Source organism: Massilia atriviolacea, assembly GCF_003953935.1.
GTDB classification, from domain to species: Bacteria; Pseudomonadota; Gammaproteobacteria; order Burkholderiales; family Burkholderiaceae_D; genus Telluria_A; species Telluria_A atriviolacea.
The window spans coordinates 55,090-72,985 of record NZ_RXLQ01000018.1 but is presented as its reverse complement, the minus strand read 5'-3'; the positions used below and the strand labels follow the sequence as shown (position 1 = coordinate 72,985).

16 protein-coding genes are annotated in these 17,896 nt (G+C 64.4%); 13 read left to right on the top strand and 3 right to left on the bottom strand.

Translation table 11 applies throughout. The annotated features are described in order from the left end of the window. Positions 1 to 113 precede the first annotated feature (113 nt). Both EJB06_RS26035 and EJB06_RS26030 read right to left on the bottom strand, forming a co-directional pair. Positions 114 to 299, bottom strand: a complete 186-nt coding sequence (locus tag EJB06_RS26035) for a hypothetical protein (RefSeq protein ID WP_126076948.1) — start codon at positions 297 to 299, stop codon at positions 114 to 116. A 296-nt stretch (positions 300 to 595) separates the two neighbouring features. Continuing rightward, positions 596 to 1,513, bottom strand: a complete 918-nt coding sequence (locus tag EJB06_RS26030) for a LysR family transcriptional regulator (protein ID WP_126076947.1) — start codon at positions 1,511 to 1,513, stop codon at positions 596 to 598. A 175-nt stretch (positions 1,514 to 1,688) separates the two neighbouring features. Here EJB06_RS26030 and EJB06_RS26025 point away from each other — a divergent pair, with 175 nt between their 5' ends. The 13 genes from EJB06_RS26025 (at position 1,689) to EJB06_RS25965 (ending at position 14,534) form a co-directional block, all read left to right on the top strand. Continuing rightward, positions 1,689 to 1,946 (top strand): hypothetical protein, encoded by a 258-nt coding sequence (locus EJB06_RS26025; protein ID WP_126076946.1) that lies wholly within the window; start codon positions 1,689 to 1,691, stop codon positions 1,944 to 1,946. Between the two features lie 151 nt (positions 1,947 to 2,097). Further along, positions 2,098 to 2,343, top strand: coding sequence for a hypothetical protein (locus EJB06_RS26020; RefSeq protein WP_126076945.1), 246 nt, complete (start codon positions 2,098 to 2,100; stop codon positions 2,341 to 2,343). A gap of 241 nt (positions 2,344 to 2,584) precedes the next feature. Then, positions 2,585 to 3,487: a GIN domain-containing protein gene (locus tag EJB06_RS26015; RefSeq protein ID WP_126076944.1), complete on the top strand. Its 903-nt coding sequence runs from the start codon at positions 2,585 to 2,587 to the stop codon at positions 3,485 to 3,487. Between the two features lie 364 nt (positions 3,488 to 3,851). Next, positions 3,852 to 4,724: a glucosamine kinase nucleotide-binding domain-containing protein gene (locus EJB06_RS26010; protein ID WP_126076943.1), complete on the top strand. Its 873-nt coding sequence runs from the start codon at positions 3,852 to 3,854 to the stop codon at positions 4,722 to 4,724. Positions 4,725 to 4,726: 2 nt separating this feature from the next. Then, positions 4,727 to 5,461: a GntR family transcriptional regulator gene (locus EJB06_RS26005; protein ID WP_126076942.1), complete on the top strand. Its 735-nt coding sequence runs from the start codon at positions 4,727 to 4,729 to the stop codon at positions 5,459 to 5,461. Then, positions 5,458 to 6,570, top strand: coding sequence for an N-acetylglucosamine-6-phosphate deacetylase (nagA, locus tag EJB06_RS26000; RefSeq protein ID WP_126076941.1), 1,113 nt, complete (start codon positions 5,458 to 5,460; stop codon positions 6,568 to 6,570). The genes EJB06_RS26005 and nagA overlap by 4 nt, the downstream gene beginning before the upstream one ends. Then, positions 6,563 to 7,573: an SIS domain-containing protein gene (locus EJB06_RS25995; protein WP_198420923.1), complete on the top strand. Its 1,011-nt coding sequence runs from the start codon at positions 6,563 to 6,565 to the stop codon at positions 7,571 to 7,573. Before nagA ends, EJB06_RS25995 begins: the two co-directional genes overlap by 8 nt. 16 nt (positions 7,574 to 7,589) lie before the next feature. After that, positions 7,590 to 8,861 (top strand): ABC transporter substrate-binding protein, encoded by a 1,272-nt coding sequence (locus tag EJB06_RS25990; protein ID WP_126076940.1) that lies wholly within the window; start codon positions 7,590 to 7,592, stop codon positions 8,859 to 8,861. 1 nt (position 8,862) lies between these two features. Then, positions 8,863 to 9,729 (top strand): carbohydrate ABC transporter permease, encoded by an 867-nt coding sequence (locus EJB06_RS25985; RefSeq protein ID WP_126076939.1) that lies wholly within the window; start codon positions 8,863 to 8,865, stop codon positions 9,727 to 9,729. Continuing rightward, positions 9,729 to 10,547: a carbohydrate ABC transporter permease gene (locus EJB06_RS25980; RefSeq protein ID WP_126076938.1), complete on the top strand. Its 819-nt coding sequence runs from the start codon at positions 9,729 to 9,731 to the stop codon at positions 10,545 to 10,547. The genes EJB06_RS25985 and EJB06_RS25980 overlap by 1 nt, the downstream gene beginning before the upstream one ends. A 41-nt stretch (positions 10,548 to 10,588) precedes the next feature. Beyond that, complete coding sequence (locus tag EJB06_RS25975) at positions 10,589 to 11,905, top strand: MFS transporter (protein WP_126076937.1); 1,317 nt, start codon at positions 10,589 to 10,591, stop codon at positions 11,903 to 11,905. Positions 11,906 to 11,908: 3 nt separating this feature from the next. Further along, positions 11,909 to 13,015, top strand: a complete 1,107-nt coding sequence (locus EJB06_RS25970) for an ABC transporter ATP-binding protein (RefSeq protein WP_126076936.1) — start codon at positions 11,909 to 11,911, stop codon at positions 13,013 to 13,015. A gap of 184 nt (positions 13,016 to 13,199) precedes the next feature. Beyond that, the gene (locus EJB06_RS25965) at positions 13,200 to 14,534 is read left to right on the top strand and encodes a tetratricopeptide repeat protein (RefSeq protein WP_126076935.1); all 1,335 of its coding nucleotides are present in this window, start codon (positions 13,200 to 13,202) and stop codon (positions 14,532 to 14,534) included. 439 nt (positions 14,535 to 14,973) lie between these two features. On the opposite strand, the gene EJB06_RS25960 is transcribed toward EJB06_RS25965, so the two are convergent. After that, positions 14,974 to 17,754 (bottom strand): TonB-dependent receptor, encoded by a 2,781-nt coding sequence (locus tag EJB06_RS25960; RefSeq protein WP_164558044.1) that lies wholly within the window; start codon positions 17,752 to 17,754, stop codon positions 14,974 to 14,976. Between the last annotated feature and the right edge of the window lie 142 nt (positions 17,755 to 17,896).

Here is a 17,896-nt window from a genome sequence, read left to right as displayed (position 1 = left end):
TCCTTCTTGACCTTCTTGGCTTCCTTCTTTTCTTTCACGGTCTTGGCCGGCTCTTTTTTGGTCTCTTTCTTACTGTCTTGCGCTTTACTCATTGCGGGCTCCTGAAAACGATTTTATAGCTTGGACAGCCAGTTGCGGTTGGCAGCGATCTTTTCCTTGGCGGACGCGGGCAATTTCTCGTAACAGCCGGGATATTGCTTGAGCGCGCCTTCGCGGATTTCTTTCTGCAAACCGTTGATAATAAACACGTAGACGACGGCACCTTCGTCATTTTGCCGCGTGCCCATATAGCGGATCATTATTCCTCCATTATTCCGTGAGCGGAGCGAATAAACCTCTGTTGTCTCACATCGCCACATTATGACACTGCCCGGCGCAATTTCGCTACCCAATCGCGGACGAAAAAAAGCCCGCGCGAAGGCGGGCTTTCGAGGTGGACCGCGCGGGCCCGTCAAACTTCTTGCTTTTGTAAAATTTGCCAGAATGGATATCGCTCATGCCACTCTGGAATCACTAAATTCCGAATAGAAATATAGCACATGACAATCGCGTGACATGAACAAAATGTCAGCGAGTGTGGCAAGAAAGAAACGCGTCAGACCTGGGCCAGCCACGGATCGCTTTCCGGATGGGGAAACCGGGCCGTCATGAAGTCGACGAAGCTGCGCACCTTATAGGACAGCAAGCGCCGGCTCGGATACACGAGCGACAGTTCCAGGCGCCCCAGGTGATGGCCCTTAAGCAATTGCACCAGGCGCCCGCTGGTCAGGTCGTCTTCCAGGGTCAGGGAAGAACGCACCATGATCCCCATGCCGGCAAAGGCCGCCTGGCGCAGGACGGAAATATTATTCGAGACCAGGCGCGCGCTGATCGGCACGTCGACCCGCTTGTTTTCCCAGGTCACCGGCCAGCTGTGGCGCAATTGTTCGAAGGCGAAGTTGAGGCAGTCGTGAGCGGACACATCGACCGGCGTGAGCGGTTCGCCGCGCCGCGCCACGTATTCCGGCGAGGCGCACAGCACCACGTTGGAGGTGGCCAGGCGGCGCGCGATCAGGCTGGCGTCGAACTTTTGCAAGCCCATGAAAATGCCGACGTCGAAACCTTCCTCGACCAGATCGACCGCGTGGTCGGCCAGGGTGACGTCGAGCACCACGTCGGGCACGGTGGCGGCGTACAGCGGCAGCAGCTTGGCCAGCTGGTACTGGCCGAAGCCGGGATGGCAATAAATGCGCAGGGTGCCGCTGGCCTTGCGCGCCGACGAGGAGGCGATGGCGTCGGCATCGTCGATATCGGCCAGGATCTGGCGCACGCGCTCCAGGTATTGGCGCCCGGTCTCGGTCAGCGAGAGCTTGCGCGTGGTGCGGTTGAGCAAGCGCGTCCCGAGATGCGCTTCCAGATCGGCGATATTGCGCGTCACCACGGTATTCGACATATCCAGCGCCTGGGCCGCGCGGGCAAAGCTGCCCTGCTCGACCACCTTGGCAAACACCCGCATCGATTGCAGCCTGTCCATCCCCGCCCCCTTGTTGGATTATCCCTGAATGCGCAACGTTGCATTGCGATTATTCGCCTTTTTTGCGGATACCGCAACGTATAGACTGCTTCACATGGACGAGCAAACGCAAACAAGCAACTCGTCAACGCCGCCAAGCACCCCGCGACGTCCACTTAATTACCGGAGAAACACCATGAAATCATTTTCCTTCATTGCCGCTGTTGCCGTTGTTATTAGTACCGTCGCTGGTTCCGCTGTTGCTGCCGATGCGCCGGTGGCGAGCGCCGGTGTGAGCGCGGCCGCCGGCAGCATCACCGCCACCCGCCTGAACGTGCCGGAACTGGCCGTGTCGTCGAGCCGCAGCCGCGCCGACGTGCGTGCCGAGGCGCTGGAAGCGGCCAGGAACGCCCGTCCGACCCTGAGCATGCAACTCGACCTGATCGCGAAGTAAGCGTCGATTATTCCGAATTTAGCAATTGTGCATTGCGTCATTCGATCTTTTTCGAATCAATCAGACGGCATACACTGACCTTAATCAAAGAGCAACCGCTCTGACCGCCGCAGACAATACCGCGACGTTGACTTAATACTGGAGAAATATTATGAAAGCATCGACATTGTTTACCGCAGTAGCAGCCCTGGTCCTGAGCGGTTCCGCCTTTGCCGCCGACGCCCCTGCCGCCAGCACCGCCGCGTCCGCAGCAGCCGCATCGAGCCTGAGCGTGCCAGCCGTCACCATCACCCAGTCGACCAGCCGCAGCCGTAGCGACGTGAACGCCGAAGCCGTCGAATTCGTCAAGAACTACAAGACCGCCTTCGCGATCCAGCTGGAACAGTACAAGAACTAAAGCAGCAAGCACTGCGGCGGCCAGCCCCCGGCCGCCCGCACGCAGCATCCTCGGCAGTACAGTTCAAACCGGAAAACCCGACGCCCCCTCGGGTTTTCCGACCTGTTTTTCCCCGCCTTATCCCCTCATCCTCACCGTTCAAACCGCCGATTCGTCGATCCATCGGTTTGTGCGCGCGTGTGCGCGTCCGTGGCCGTATTCTTGATGCTCCGAACTCAACGCCGCCCAGCGGCCACCTGCCATGACACACTACTTCAAGCAAGCCACCATTGCCACCCTGCTCTGCGCCGCCGCGGCCGCCGCCCATGCCCAGACCACCACCGAGGCGCGCAAGGTCGCCCCCTTCCATGCGATCGACCTGTCCGGCCCCTATAAAGTGGTGATCGTCGGCCAGGGCACGCAAGCGCTCGAACTGTCGGGCCCGCGCAAGGAACTCGACCGCATCGACACCGTCGTCAAGGGCGACACCCTGATCGTGCGTCCGCGTTCGCGCAGCGGCATCGACATCAGCTTCAACGACGAGCGCGCCACCATCAACATCGCCGCGCCGGGCCTGCGCAGCCTGGCCAATAGCGGCAGCGCCGACGTGACGCTCAGCCAGGTGGGCGGCGACGAGTTCGCGCTGAACCTGAGCGGCTCGGGCGACGTCGAGCTGTTCCAGCTCAAGACCGGCAAGCTCAATCTGACCATGAAAGGCTCGGGCGACGTCAACCTGGCCGGCGAGGCGCGCACCTTGCAGGTCAACGCGCACGGCTCGGGCGACATCGAAGCCTGCGGCCTGGTCGTCGAGCGCAGCAGCGCCGTGCTGCGCGGCTCGGGCGAAGCCTGCGTGCCCGGCGGCAGCCAGCCGTTCGTCGGTGAGGTGCACGGCTCGGGCGAACTGACCGTCAAGCAGCTGCGCGCCGACAAGGCGCGCCTGGTGGTGGCAGGTTCCGGCGAGATCGACATCGAAGGCACGGTCGGCGCGCTCACGGCGGACCTGAGCGGCTCCGGCAGCGTCGACGGCGAAAACCTGGTCGCGCAACAGGCGGCGGTGAGCGTGCGCGGTTCGGGCAATGCCGAAGTGCGGGTCAAGCAGGCCGGCACCGGCGCCCCGCAACTGATGCGCTACGACCGCAAGGGCGCCAGCGCCAGCGCCAACTGATTTCTTCCAGCGCGGGTTTGCCCGCGTCCTGGCCCCAGGGCGGCGCATCGAGCGCTGCCCTGGCGCCAGGCCAGGGCGGCAGCGCCCGCGCCAGCACGACATCCCCGCATCGCGGCGGCTGCGCCAAATCCCCCTCCGCACCTTCCTCCCCATACCAAATTGGCATTAAACCAAAGCCAGGGCAATACCATTGGCCTCGTTTTATAAATCCTTATCAAACAATGACTTACCTTGTCATCAGCGCCATGTGGCACCATGCCAATTCGGTATTTTATAATACCACTTAAATACCTGTTGACAAGGTGGTTTGTCGATCATATAGTGCCCACACCTTCCCCAATCCAGAACCCGGACAACAACACACATGATCGAATATCTCATCGGCGTCGATGGCGGTGGAACCGGTACCAGAGTGCGCCTGGCGCGCGCCGACGGCACCGCGTTGGCACAAGGCCAGGGCGGCCCGTCCGGCCTCTCGCTCGGCATCGCGCAGGCGTGGCATTCGATCGCCGACGCGATCGCCTCGGCCTTCGGCGCGGCCGGCGTGGCGCAGCCGGCCAACGCCAGCATCGGCATCGGAATGGGCCTGGCCGGCGTGCACAATCCGCTGTGGGCCGAGCAATGCGTGGCCGCCAATCCGGGCTTCGGCGCCCTGCGCCTCGACAACGACGGCTACACCACCCTGCTCGGCGCGCACGGCGGCAAGGCGGGCACCATCGTGGCCATCGGCACCGGCAGCGTGGGCCAGGCCTTGCTGGCCGACGGCAGCCTGCGCGAAGTGGGCGGCTGGGGCTTCCCGACCGGGGACGAAGCCGGCGGCGGCTGGATGGGCCTGCGCGCCATCGCCCATATCGAAAAAGTCATCGACGGCCGCGCGCCGCACAGCGCCTTTGCGCAGGCGGTGATCGAGAACTGCGGCGGCGAACGCAATGCGATCCAGGTCTGGATCGGCGGCGCCAGCCAGACCGTGTTCGCCTCGCTGGCGCCGCTGGTGGTGGCGCATGCCGGCACCGACGACACCGCGCGCGCCATCCTGGCCGATGCCGGGCGCGAAGTGGCCTTGATGGCGCACGCGCTCGACCCGTCCGGCCAGCTGCCGCTGGCGCTGTGCGGCGGCCTTGGCGCGCCGCTGCGCGCCTACCTGCCGCCGGACCTGCTGGCACGCAGCGTCGCTCCGCTGGGCGACTCCGCCAGCGGCGCGCTGCGCATGATCGAACTCCACGTGAGAGGACACTAACCATGCTTGCGCAGCTCAGCGATTTCAAGCCCGACGCCGACAGCGTCACCCCACTCTACATGCAGCTGGCGAACAAGCTATCGGCCGGCATCACCAGCGGCGACTGGCGCGCCAACGAAGCGCTGCCGTCCGAGCGCATGCTCTCGGACATGCTCGACATCTCGCGCGTCACCGCGCGCAAGGCCATCGACATGCTGTGCGAGCGCGGCATGCTGACGCGCCGGCGCGGTTCCGGCACCTACATCACGCCCAAGCTCGAACAGCCGCTCTCGCGCCTGACCAGCTTTTCGGAAGAACTGAGCCAGCGCGGCTTCACCGCCGGCTCGCGCTGGCTGGAACGCGAGATCGGCGTGGCGGCTCCCCTGGAACTGCTGTCGCTGGGCCTGTCGCCCAACATGCCGGTGGCGCGCCTGCGCCGCCTGCGCACCGCCGACGACGTGGTGATGGCGATCGAAACGACCACCATCCCGGCGATCCACATGCCCGACCCGCACAGCGTGACCGATTCGCTGTACGGCTACCTGGAAGCGCGCGGCGCCATTCCGATGCGCGCGCTGCAGCATATCCGCGCCGTCAACGCCAACGCGGAGCAGGCGCGCCTGGCCGGCCTGGCCCCGGGAGCGGCGATGCTGCACATTACCCGTGTGAGTTACCTGGACAGCGGCGCGGCGGTGGAACTGACCCACTCGTTCTGCCGCAGTGACTATTATGAATTTGTAGCGGAGTCGCGCCGATGAGCGATGCAATCAAGGGCAATATCCTGACCAGCAGCGGCTGGGTCAAAGGCGCGGTCGGCTTCGGCGAGCGCATAACGGACATCGACGGCGCTGCGGTCGACCCCACGGTCAACGGCGACGATTACATCATCCCCGGCTTCATCGACCTGCACGTGCACGGCGGCGGCGGCAAGGACATCATGGAAGCGGGCGACGCGCCGCACATCATCGCCGCCATGCATGCCAGGCACGGCACCACCAGCCTGCTGGCCACCACCATGACCGCGCCGCCGCACGAGATCACGGCGGCCTTGCGCTCGATCGGTGCGGCCTGCGCCGACCGCCGGCCGGGCGCGGCGCGCATCCTCGGCGTGCACCTGGAAGGCCCGTACATCAACTCCGGCAAGCTGGGAGCGCAGCCGAACTACGCGCGCGCCGCCACCCTGGCCGAAGTGCAGCAGCTGGGCACCCTGGCCCCGATGCGCCTGATTACCGTGGCGCCCGAAATCGCCGGCCACCTGAACCTGGTGCGCGAACTGAGCAACGCCGGCATCCGCGTGCAGATCGGCCACACGCTCGGATCGTACGAAGACGGCGTGGCCGCGCTGGAGCACGGCGCGGCCGGCTTCACGCACCTGTTCAACGCCATGAGCCCCCTGCACCATCGCGAGCCGGGCATGGTCGGCGCGGCGCTGGCGCATGCGCAGTATGCCGAACTGATTCCCGACCTGCTGCACGTGCACCCGGGCGCCATCAAGGTGGCGCTGCGCTCGATCCCGCACCTGTACTGCGTCACCGACTCCACCGCCGCCACCGGCATGCCGGACGGCGACTACAAGCTTGGCCGCCATAGCGTGCAGAAGTGCATGGGCGGCGTGCGCCTGCCCGACGGCACGCTGGCCGGCAGCACATTGACCATGGACCAGGCGCTGCGCAACCTGGTCAGCCTGGGCCTGACCCTGGAAGACGCATCGCACCGCGTCTCGACCTATGCCGCCGACTACCTCGGCGAAACCGAACGCGGACGCCTGGCGATCGGCGCCTTTGCCGACATGGTGGTGCTGGACCGCGATTTGAAAATCAAAGCTGTCTATATCGAAGGAGAAAAGTGTGACCTCACTGATGCTTAAAGAAGCCCTGTCCGCCGCCGACTGCGTCGCCCTGCAGCTGGAGAACGACGTCGAACGCTACGCGGAACTGGGCCGCAAGCTGAGGACCACCACCTTCAACACGGCGCTGACCGTGGCGCGCGGCAGTTCCGACCACGCCGCCAACTACTGCGCCTACCTGATCATGGCGCGCATGGGGCGCATCGTCGCCTCCCTGCCGATGTCGCTGGTGACCCTGTACAAGTCGCCGCTGGTCACGCGCGACACCCTCACCATCGCCATTTCGCAATCGGGCCAGAGCCCGGACGTGGTCGAACCGATCCGCTACTTCCGCGACGGCGGCGCCACCACCATCGCGCTGGTCAACGATATCGATTCGCCCCTGGCCAACGCCGCCGAATGGGCCATGCCCCTGCGCGCAGGCAAGGAGCAGAGCGTGGCCGCCACCAAGAGCTTCATCACGAGTCTCGTGGCCGGTGCGCGCCTGGTGGCGCAGTGGCAGAACGACCCGGAACTGACGGACGGCCTGGCCGCCCTGCCGCAAGCGTTGCGCAGTGCAACCGAAGTGGACTGGTCGCCGGCGCTGGAAGTGCTCACGCCGGCCCGCAACATCATGGTGGTCGGACGCGGCATCAGTTTTCCGATCGCGCTCGAATCGGCGCTCAAGTTCAAGGAAACCTCGGCCCTGCAGGCGGAAGCGTTCAGCGGCGCCGAGATCAAGCACGGCCCGATGGCGCTGATCGAAGACGGCTACCCGCTGCTGATTTTCGCCACGCGCGGACCGACCCAGGCCGGCCTGATCGCACTGGCGGCCGAGATGCGCACCCGTGGCGCGCGCGTGCTGCTGGCAGCGCCCGCCGACGTGGCCGAGCGCGACCTGACCCTGCCGACCGCCGCCACCCCGGACCTGGACCCGATCGTCGCCGTGCAGGCGTTCTATGTGATGGCGGCGCACCTGTCGAAAGCGCGCGGCATGGACCCGGACCGTCCGCGCCACCTGAGCAAAGTCACCAAGACCAACTGACCCTCCTCTGCCATCGATGATGATCAAGTTGAAGCTCACTGCGCTGCTGACGGCATTGATGGCACTGGGGCTGGCGGCTTCGGCGGCCGCCGCCGAAACGAAAATCGAGTTCTGGACCTTCAGCATGAAGCCCAAGTTCACGCCGTTTTTCGAATCGGTGGCGCGCAACTACGAGGCCGCCAATCCGGGCGTGAAGATCGAGTGGATCGATTTTCCGTGGGACGTGATCCAGACCAAGCTGGTCACCCGCATCGTGGCCGGCACGCCGCCGGCGCTGGTCAACCTGAACGTGCCCTGGGCCGACGAATACGCGCGCGACGAACTGCTCACGCCGATCGACGCCCTGCTCGGCGCGTCGAAATCGAGCTACATTCCCAGCACCCTGGAAGACCTGCGCTTCAAGGGCAGGACCTACGGCTTCCCGATGTACAGCAACGTCGCCGTGATCGCCTACAACCAGCATATTTTCAGGGACGCGGGATTGACGCGCGGGCCGCACAGCTTCGACGAGCAGCTGGCGTTCGCGCGCCAGATCGCGGCGCGCACCGGCAAGGCCGGCATCGCCCCGGCGCTGTCGAAGATCGATGGCCTGTTCATGTGGCAGGGCCTGGCCGTCATCCAGGACGGCAAGGCGGTCTTCAATTCGCCGCAGCACGTGGCGCTGGTGCAAAAACTCGCGGCCACCTACAAGGCCGGCGGCCTGCTGAAGGAAAGCCTGTTCGCCGAAGATAACTTCCCCGCCGTGATCGACGCCTACAAGGGCGGGCGCCTAGGCATGCTGCTGGCGCCGCCGACGGCCTTGAAGCGCATCCAGGGCGATGCAAAGGACATCTACGCCATCACCGGCGTGGCGCCCGCGCCGCTCGGCCCCACCGGCATCGCCGACGGCGGCTGGCTGATTCACTTTGCGATCCCCAAGGGCGTAAAAGCCGACATCCTGCCCGCAGTCGGCAAATTCGCGCTGTACCTGACCAGCGACGCCAACCAGCTGGCCTTCGCCAAGCAGGCCAGCGTGTTCCCCACCGCCGTCAAGGCGGCGGCCGACCCGTATTTTCTCGCGCACCCAAGCAACGCCGGCGCGGCCGAAAAGGCCGTGGAAGCGGGCGCGCGCTCGATGGCGCACTCGCACACCCTGTACGTGGCCGGCATCGACGATTACGACGAATTGCGCCGCTCATTGGTCAAGGCGGTCGAAGCGGGCGTCACCGGCAAGCAGGACGTGCGGCAGGCGCTCGACCAGGCGGTCGCCATCTGGAACAAGAAGCTGTCCAAGCAAAGGCTGCACTGACATGACGACGAGGCGGCACACCCTGCAAGCGTGGATGTTCCTGGCACCGGCCCTGCTGCTGCTGGCCGTGTTTTCGTTCTGGCCGGTGGCGTACGGCTCCTTCCTCGCGTTCACCGACTACTCCCTGATCCGGCCGACCTCCTTCGTCGGCCTGGATAACTTCCGCTACATCTTCGACAACGAGATGTTCGTCACGGGCCTGAAAAATTCGCTGCTGTTCCTGGTCATGGTGCCGTTCGTGCAGATCGGCGCGGTGGCGCTGGCGGTCCTGGTGAACAACCAGCTGCCCGGCATCCGCTGGTTCCGCGCCGCCTTCTACGTGCCGGTGGTGACCACGGTGTCGGTGGTGGGCATCATGTGGGGCTTCATGTTCCACGAACAGGGCACGCTCAATTACGTCTTCATGCAACTGCGCCTGGCGAACGCGCCGATCGGCTGGCTGACCGACGACACCCTGGCCCTGTTCGCGGTGATGTTCGTCACGCTCTGGCGCGGGCTTGGCTGGTACATGGTGATGTACCTGGCGGCGCTGCAATCGATCCCGGCCGACATGCAGGAAGCCGCCATGCTCGATGGCGCCAACCGCTGGCAGCAGTTCTGGAAGATCACCGTGCCGATGCTGCGCCCGACGATTGCGGTATGCACCATCCTGTCGGTGCTGGCCGCGCTCAAGGCGTACCAGGAAGTCGACGTGCTGACCCAGGGCGGACCGATGAATTCGACCTTCACGGCGCTGTACTACGCCTACGACCAGGGGCTCAAGCACCTCAAGCTGCCGCGCGCACTCGCCGCCAGCCTGGTGGTGTCGAGCATCTGCATCGGCATCGCGCTGGTGTGCCTGCGCTACCTCAAACCAAAGCACCGCTGATGCGCGCCCGTCCGCTGGCCACCTTCGGCCATTACCTGATCCTGTGCGTGCTCGCCGTGGTGTGCGTATTCCCGTTCTGGTGGACCCTGGTCACCGCCATCTCGACCGAAGGCAATGTGTTCGCCTTTCCGCCCACCTTCTGGCCGCGTTCGCCGTCGCTGGAAAACTTCGCCGAAGTGTTCCGCGCGATTCCGATCCTGGCGTTCTTCAGGAACTCGGTGCTGATCGCCGCGCTCACCGTGTTCTGGAAGCTGGCACTGTGCTCGCTGGCGGCGTATCCGCTGGCGCGCATGCATTTCCGCGGCCGCAAGCTGGTGTTCGGGATCATCCTCGCGACCCTGGTGCTGCCGTCGGAAGTAAACTTCCTGGTCAACTTCATCACCGTCACCAAGCTGTCGCTGGTGGATACCTACACCGGCGTGATCCTGCCGAACGTGGTCACGGCGGTGGCCATCCTGCTGCTCAAGCAGGCCTTCGAGGAAGTGCCGCAAGACCTGATCGACGCGGCGCGCGTGGACGGCGCCTCGGAGTGGATCATCTTCAGCAAGATCATGCTGCCGCTGATCGCGCCGTGGCTGGCCACGGTCGGCATCCTGACCGCCGTCGAAGCCTGGAACGAATACATCTGGCCCTCGATCGTCATGAGCAAACCGGATGAATTTCCGCTGTCGGTGGGCGTGCTGTACTTGCGCGGCACCTTCGGCAGCAGCACCCGTGTGATCGCCGCCGGCACCGTGCTGACGATCCTGCCCACGCTGGCCGCCTTCCTGTTCACGCAGCGCTTCTTCATGCGCGGCATGGACGGCGCGGTCAAGTAGTCAATCAAATACCGCAGTCAAGCACCTCACCAAGGATGTCGATGGAACTCACTAAAACAACGAGAAAAGAACGCAGCCCACTGGCCTGGGTCCCCAGCCTGTACCTGGCGCAGGGCCTGCCCTTCTTCGCCGTGGCGATGGTGGCCGGCCAGATGTTCAAGAGCATGGGGGTGGCCAACGACGACATCGCCCACTGGACCGCCGCCATCATGTCGGCCTGGATCTTCAAGCCGCTCTGGAGCCCCTTCCTGGAACTGGCGAGCAGCAAGAAGATCATCGTGGTCAGCTTCCAGCTGGCGGGCGGCGCCTGCCTCGGCCTGGTGGCGCTGGCCCTGCACATGCCGTTCTGGTTCGCCGCCTGCGTGGTCATGCTCACGCTTGTCGCCATTTCGTCGGCCACCCACGACGTGGCCTGCGACGGCCTGTACATCGCCAGCCTGACGCAAAAGGAGCAGGCAGCCTACGCCGGCTGGACCGGCACCTTTTTCAACGCCGGACGCTTCATCTCGTCGGGCGGCCTGCTGCTGCTGGCCGGGTATTTTGAAAAGACCATGGGCGTGACCTCGGCCTGGACCATCGTATTCTGCATCCTGGCGGCGGCGATGATCACGCTCGGCCTGTACAACGGCTGGGCGCTGCCGCTGGCAAAGAACCCGGCCAGTTCCGACATCACCGCCAGGGCGATCGCGCGCACGCTCAAGGAAGTCATCATCGACTTCTTCAAAAAGCCCGGCATCTGGATTTCGATCCTGTTCATCATCCTGTTCCGCGCCGGGGAAGCGCAGGTGCAGACCATCGGCCCGCTGTTCCTGCGCGAGGCGCGCAGCCTGGGCGGGCTGGGACTGAGCACCATCGAAGTGGGCGCCGTGTACGGCACGGCGGGCACCGTGGCGTTCGTGGTCGGCAGCATCGCGGGCGGTTACTTCACCTCGTGGCTGGGCCTCAAGCGCGCCATCCTGGCGCTGATCCTGGCGGTCAACCTGCCCAACCTGGTGTTCTACTTCCTCTCGACCACCCTGCCGACCGACCTGACCCTGATCGGCGCCGCGCTGGCGGTGGAGATGTTCGGCTACGGCTTCGGCTTCGTGGGCCTGATCCTGTACATGATGCAGGTGGTGGCGCCGGGCCGCTACCAGACCGCGCACTATGCGTTCGCGACCGGCTTCATGCAGCTCGGCTTCTCGCTGTTCAAGTGGGTCAGCGGCGATATCCAGATCGCGCTCGGCTACCACAACTTCTTCCTGTGGGTGCTGGCGGCGGCGGTGCCGGTGGCGATCCTGTCGCAGATCATTCCGATGAGCGCGAGCGAGCGCCAGCAGGCCGAACTCGCGGCCGCCCAACCGTCGACGGCGAACTGACGCATGGCCGCCGTCACCCTCAAGGGCGTCGTCAAGCGCTACGACGACAAGCAGACCATCATCCACGGCATCGACCTGGCGATCGCCGACGGCGAATTCGTGGTCTTCGTCGGCCCGTCCGGCTGCGGCAAATCGACCCTGCTGCGCATGATCGCCGGGCTGGAAGAGATCAGCGGCGGGGAGCTGCATATCGGCGGCCTGCTGGCCAACGACGTGGCGCCGGCCAAGCGCGGCCTGGCCATGGTGTTCCAGTCGTACGCGCTGTATCCGCACATGACGGTGTTCGAGAACATGGCGTTCGCGCTCAAGCTGGCCGGCCACAAGGGCGAGGAACTCAAGGCGCAGGTCGGACGCGCCGCCGAGATCCTGCAGATCGCTCACCTGCTGCAGCGCCGGCCCAAGGAACTGTCGGGCGGCCAGCGCCAGCGCGTGGCGATCGGACGCGCCATCGTGCGCAAGCCCGAGGTCTTTTTGTTCGACGAACCGCTGTCGAACCTCGACGCCAGCCTGCGCGTGCAGATGCGGGTGGAACTGAGCCGCCTGCACAAGGAACTCAAGACCACCATGATCTACGTGACGCACGACCAGGTCGAGGCGATGACCCTGGGCGAGCGCATCGTCGTCATCAACGGCGGGCGCATCGAGCAGGTCGGCACGCCGTACGAGCTCTATACCAATCCGGGCAACCTGTTCGTGGCCGGATTCCTCGGGGCGCCGAAGATGAACTTCATCGGCGCCGACGTGGCGCACATCGGCGCCATCGGCGTGCGCGTGCGCCTGGCCGACGGCACCCTGATCGACGCCGATTGCGACGGCGGCGCCGCCGCGATCGGCGACAAGGTCACGCTCGGCATCCGCGCCGAGCACATGGCGCTGCTGGCGGCAGGCAGCGCGCAGGCCAATATGGTGGGCGCCGTGGTCGGCCATGTGGAGTACCTGGGCGACCAGACCGTCGTCTACGCCAGCATGCAGGGCGACCCGGCCCTGATCGCGCTGCGCCAGCCGCAGGGCGGCGCAGCGCTGCGCGCGGGCGAGCGCATCGCGGTGCATCTGCCGCCCGCGCACTGCCATCTTTTCGACGCCGACGGACGCGCGTTTGCCCGTGCCTGAACCGGTCCGCACGGAAATCAGCGTACCAAAATGAAGTTTATGTAACAATATGCGCTTCGTCCGAAATTCGCACCCGAGTTTCCCCGAGTCGGATGTCGCCTATCCAGGTCGCGTGTCCACGGTTCGGCGGGCTGATGCGTTATAGCGTCAGGCTGTCTTTATGTCTTTGATTGAAGGATTTTCCATGTCCCAGTTTCGTCTCGCTCGTATCAGCCTGATCTTGGCCGCCATTGGCCTCAACGCCGCTCCCGCCCTGATGACCGGCGCCAGCGCGCAAACCGCCCCGGCAACGCCTGCGACCAGCGCCGCGCCGACCAAACCCGACACCGTTCGTCCGGATCTGTACAAACTGCTCGAACCGGGCATGATCAAGGGCTTGATCGACGGCAAAAAATTCGCCGAAGTCCAGGAAAAGGTCAACGCCGCCGAAGCCTTCGCCAACCGCACCCCGTACGAGAACTACGTCATCGAACGCATGAAGTTCGCCCTGGCCTCGGCCAGCGCCAACGATGCAATGGCGATGAGCTCGCTCGAAGCGATCATCAACTCGCCAAGCACGCCGGCGGCCGACAAGCCGGAATTCATCCTGGCGATGGGCAATATGCAATTTAACGCCAAGAACTATCCGAAGGCGATCGAATGGATGAAGCGCTACATGGCCGACGGCGGCGCCCCGGCCCGCGTGCGCGGCTCGATCGTGCGCGCCTACTACCTGAACAACGATTTCGCCTCGGCCAAGACCGAAGTGCTGGCCATGCTGGCCGAATCCGAAAAAGCCGGCAAGGTGCCGCCAGCGGACGACCTGCGCCTGCTGGCCACCATCGCCGGCAAGCAGAAGGACATGGCGACCTACACCGCCACCGTCGAGAAGCTGGTCGCCTCGTACCCGACCGAAGAACTGTGGGCCGACCTGCTGCACCGCATGTACGGCAAGACCAGCTTCAACAGCAAACTGCAACTGGACGCGTACCGCCTCGAGACGACCGTGCTCAAGCAAATGGAAGCGGAACAGTACGTCGAGATGGCGGAACTGGCGCTGCTGGCCGGTTTCCCGATCGAAGCGAAAAAGGCGGTTGACGCCGGCTTCGCCGCCAACGTGCTGGGCACCGGCCCGAACGCCTCCAAGCACAAGTCGCTGCGCGACCGCGCCAACAAGAACGCGGCCGACGACGAGAAGAACATCGCCAGCGGCGAGGCCAGCGCGGCCAAGCTGAAGGACGGCACCGGCCTGGTCAACCTCGGTTACGCCTACGTCACCATGGACGATTTCGAGAAGGGCATCGACCGCATCGAAAAAGGCATCGCCAAGGGCGGCCTGAAGCGTCCGGAAGAAGCCAAGCTGAAACTGGGCATGGCCTACGCCAAGGCCGGCCGCAAGGACGATGCGATCAAGACGTTCGAGAGCATCAAGGGCACCGACGGCATCGGCGACCTGGCGCGTTACTGGGTGATGTGGCTCAAGCGTCCTGCCGATACGGCAGCGGCGGCGGCACCTGCGGCAGCGCCGGTAGCGAAGTAATTTACGGCGTGGCCGTATGAGCGGGCGGGTTCCGGCGCAAGCCGGGCCCGCCCGTTTTTATTGGCGCCGCAACCAAATCCTGTTCCGGAACCAGTCGACATGCCGCAACCCATCGTTACCGCGCTCGAACGATTCAGCGCACCAGATGACGAAACCCAGTTGACGCTATTGGACGTTACGGTGAGCATGCTTGGCGCGCAAGACTGCGGTGCACCTCAGGTCCGTGCGCTTCTGGGAATTGTCGAGCGATTTCCCGACAAACGACTTGTTGGTACCGGCAAACTCTGCCATAACGGCGATCCGAGCCGCATTTCTCACACCCGATCGCGATTTTCCAAGTCGATCCGGCGTCGATCGTGCACAACGACCTCGCAAAAACAACGGGACGCACAAGCGTCCCGTCATTGATCGAAGGGACCGAAGTCCCTTTATCCCAGCCTTAGTATTTGCCGTGCAGCGCCAGGTAGATCTGGCGGCCGTTCTTGTACAGCGAGCCTGGCACATCCATCGCACCCGGGGTGTGGATCACCGAACGCACCAGCGGATTGTTCAGGTCCTTGCCGTCCAGGGTGACGCTGAAGTTCTCGTTGATCTGGTACGCCAGCGAGGCCGACAGCGAACCGACCGAGGCCTGGTACGAGGCCGAATTGCGGCTCGTGCCGTTCAGGAAGCCCGAACGCCAGCTGTAGGTCAAACGTGCCGAGAGCTTGTTCTGCTCATAGAAGGCGCCGACGTTGTAGGCGTTCTTCGAGGTGCCGATCAGGGTGCAATCGGCATACGTGAGCGCGCCGCAGATCGAGCCGGGCGCCTTGCCGGTCTCTTTGCCCAGCGTGTAGGTGTAGTTGGCGTTCACGCCGAAGCCCGCAGGCAGCGCCTGCTGGTAGGAGAACTCCATGCCCTTCACTTCCGCCGTGGTGTTGAGCGGGGTGTCGATCTGGTACACGGTGTTCTTCTTCTGCAGCTGGTTGTAGAAGGTCGCCGTGCCCGAACCGTAGGTCACGTAGCCGTCCAGCGCCGAGTAGAACGCGCCGGCCGCCAGCAGCGACTTCTCGGCGAAATACCATTCCACGCCCAGGTCGAAGTTGTTCGAACGGATAGGACGCAGGTTCGGATTGCCGGCGCTGCCGGTGCCCTGCACGTCGCGCAGGTCGGTGCCGGCCATCTGGCCCAGCTCAGGGCGCGCCATGGTGCGGCTGGTCGAGAAGCGCGCCACCAGGTTCTTCGACAGGTCCATGCGGAAGTTCGCGCTTGGCAGGAAGTCCAGGTAGGTATTGGTGTACAGGCGCGGCTCGAAGGTGCCGGACGGCGCGATCTCGTTACGCTCGACTTCTTCCTTGGTGTGCACCACGCGCACGCCGATATTGCCCGAAATGCCGTCGGCGCCGAAGTTCGCCATCACGTAGGCCGAACGGGTCGGCTCCTTGATCTTGAATTCGTTTTGCTTGAGGTGGCCTTCGTACTTGGCATGGGTGCGCAGCCAGCCGTTGACCGCTTCGCGCGAGAACGTCCACCAGCCGGCGCCGTTGGCGTCGAGGTCGTTGAACTCGGTCGGGAACGAGGTCAGGCCGCCCATCGGCAGGTTGCTGACCAGGGACAGGCTTGGCAGGCCGTTGATGCCGATCGCGGTCAGGTCGCGCTTGTGCTCGGCGCCGCGCAGGCCGAACTGGATCGACTGCACGCTGGCCAGGTCCAGTTTGTAGGTGCCGTCGACCTGGCCGTAGACTTCCTTGTCGATCGCGGTGACGTGCGAACCGTAGGTGTAAGGCACGTTGCCGCTGCCGTCAGGACCGCCGCCGATCGAGAACTTGTCGGCGCCCGGGATCACATAGGTGACCGCCTTGTCCACGCCATTCATGGTGTAGCTGCCGCCGGTGTACGGCATCCAGACGCCCAGCGCGCCGCTCTGGGTGTTGCCCAGGCCCTTGGTGGAACCGACCTTGCCGGACAGGGTCAGCTTGTCGTTGACGCGCCATTTGCCGTCCAGGTTGACGAACTTGGACTGGCTCTCGGCGATCGGACGGCTGAATTCTTCCTGCACCGCGCTCGACATGCTGTTGCAGACCGCGCCGCAGTTGGCCGGCACCTTGCCGGTCAGCTGGGTCAGCACGCCATTGCTGACCGTGCCGCTGACGTTACCCGCCGGGAAGTCCTTGACCGCCCAGTTCGGCGCCAGGAAGCGGCCCAGCGATTGCATGAAGTTGTGGTTGATGTTCGGCGCGTCCAGGTGCGAGCGGAACACCGACAGGTCGAGCATGATGTCGCTGGTCGGCTTGAACTGCACGTCGATCAGGCCGCCCTTGCGGGTGCGCTCCTGTTCGAACCAGGCGGTGCCGCCCAGGTAGTTGGCCTTGGCGCCCTTGACCGGATCGGTCTTAATGGCGGTGGAGGCGCCGGGCACGCCCTTGTCGACCGGCGAATTGGCGTCGACCGGATCGTACCAGATGCCGTTTTCCTGGCCGACCCGGCTCAGGGTGCGTTTTTCATGGAAGCCCTGGACCATCACGGCCAGGTTGCCGGCCTGGTTCTTCCAGTTCACCAGGCCGTTGAACTGGCCATCGTTCTTGCCCGAGTTTTGCGAATTCACGGCGCCCAGGCTGACCTGCGCGCTGATGCCTTTCTTGAAGTCCAGCGGCTTGCGCGTTTCGATGTCGACCACGCCGACGGCGCCGCCTTCGAGCAGGTTGGCCTGCGAACCTTTGTGGACCGTCACGCGGCCGATCAGTTCGGACGGGAACAGGGAGAAGCTGACGCTGCGCCCGCCGCCGATGATGTTATCGGCAAACCAGTCGCCGCTCGACACGGTGTGGCTGTTGAGGGTGGTCAGGGTCAGGCCGAACGGGGTGCCGCGCAGGGCCACGCGGTCGTTTTCGCCGAAGCTGCCTTCCGAGCCGCCGGCCGCTGCCACGCTCACGCCCGGCAGGCGTTGCAGGGAGTCGGCGACGTTCTTGTCCGGCATCTTGCCCACGTCTTCAGCAGTAATGACTTCGACCATGGTGTCCGAATTGCGCTTCTGGTTCAGCGACTGTTGCATCGCCGCGCGAATACCAGTGACGACCACCACTTCCGTTTTCGCTTCCGGATCCACCGGAGGCACGGTTGCGGCGGCCTGGGCCTGGGCTTGCGCCTGGGTCGACATCGCAATGCTCAACACCAGAATGGCTGCCGCCGACGCTACCGGCGTCAGGCTGGTCGATACAGGACGCTCTGCGTTCTTATTCACTACTGACTGATTGCGCTTCATTACTTCCCCCTTGATGTTGGCTCCGTGAGTAAGCCAGTTCATTTTTAACAACGACTTTTTATGTGCTACGGGTACAACCACGTCTAAAACCAATCTAACGCCAATATACTCCTCTTTAATA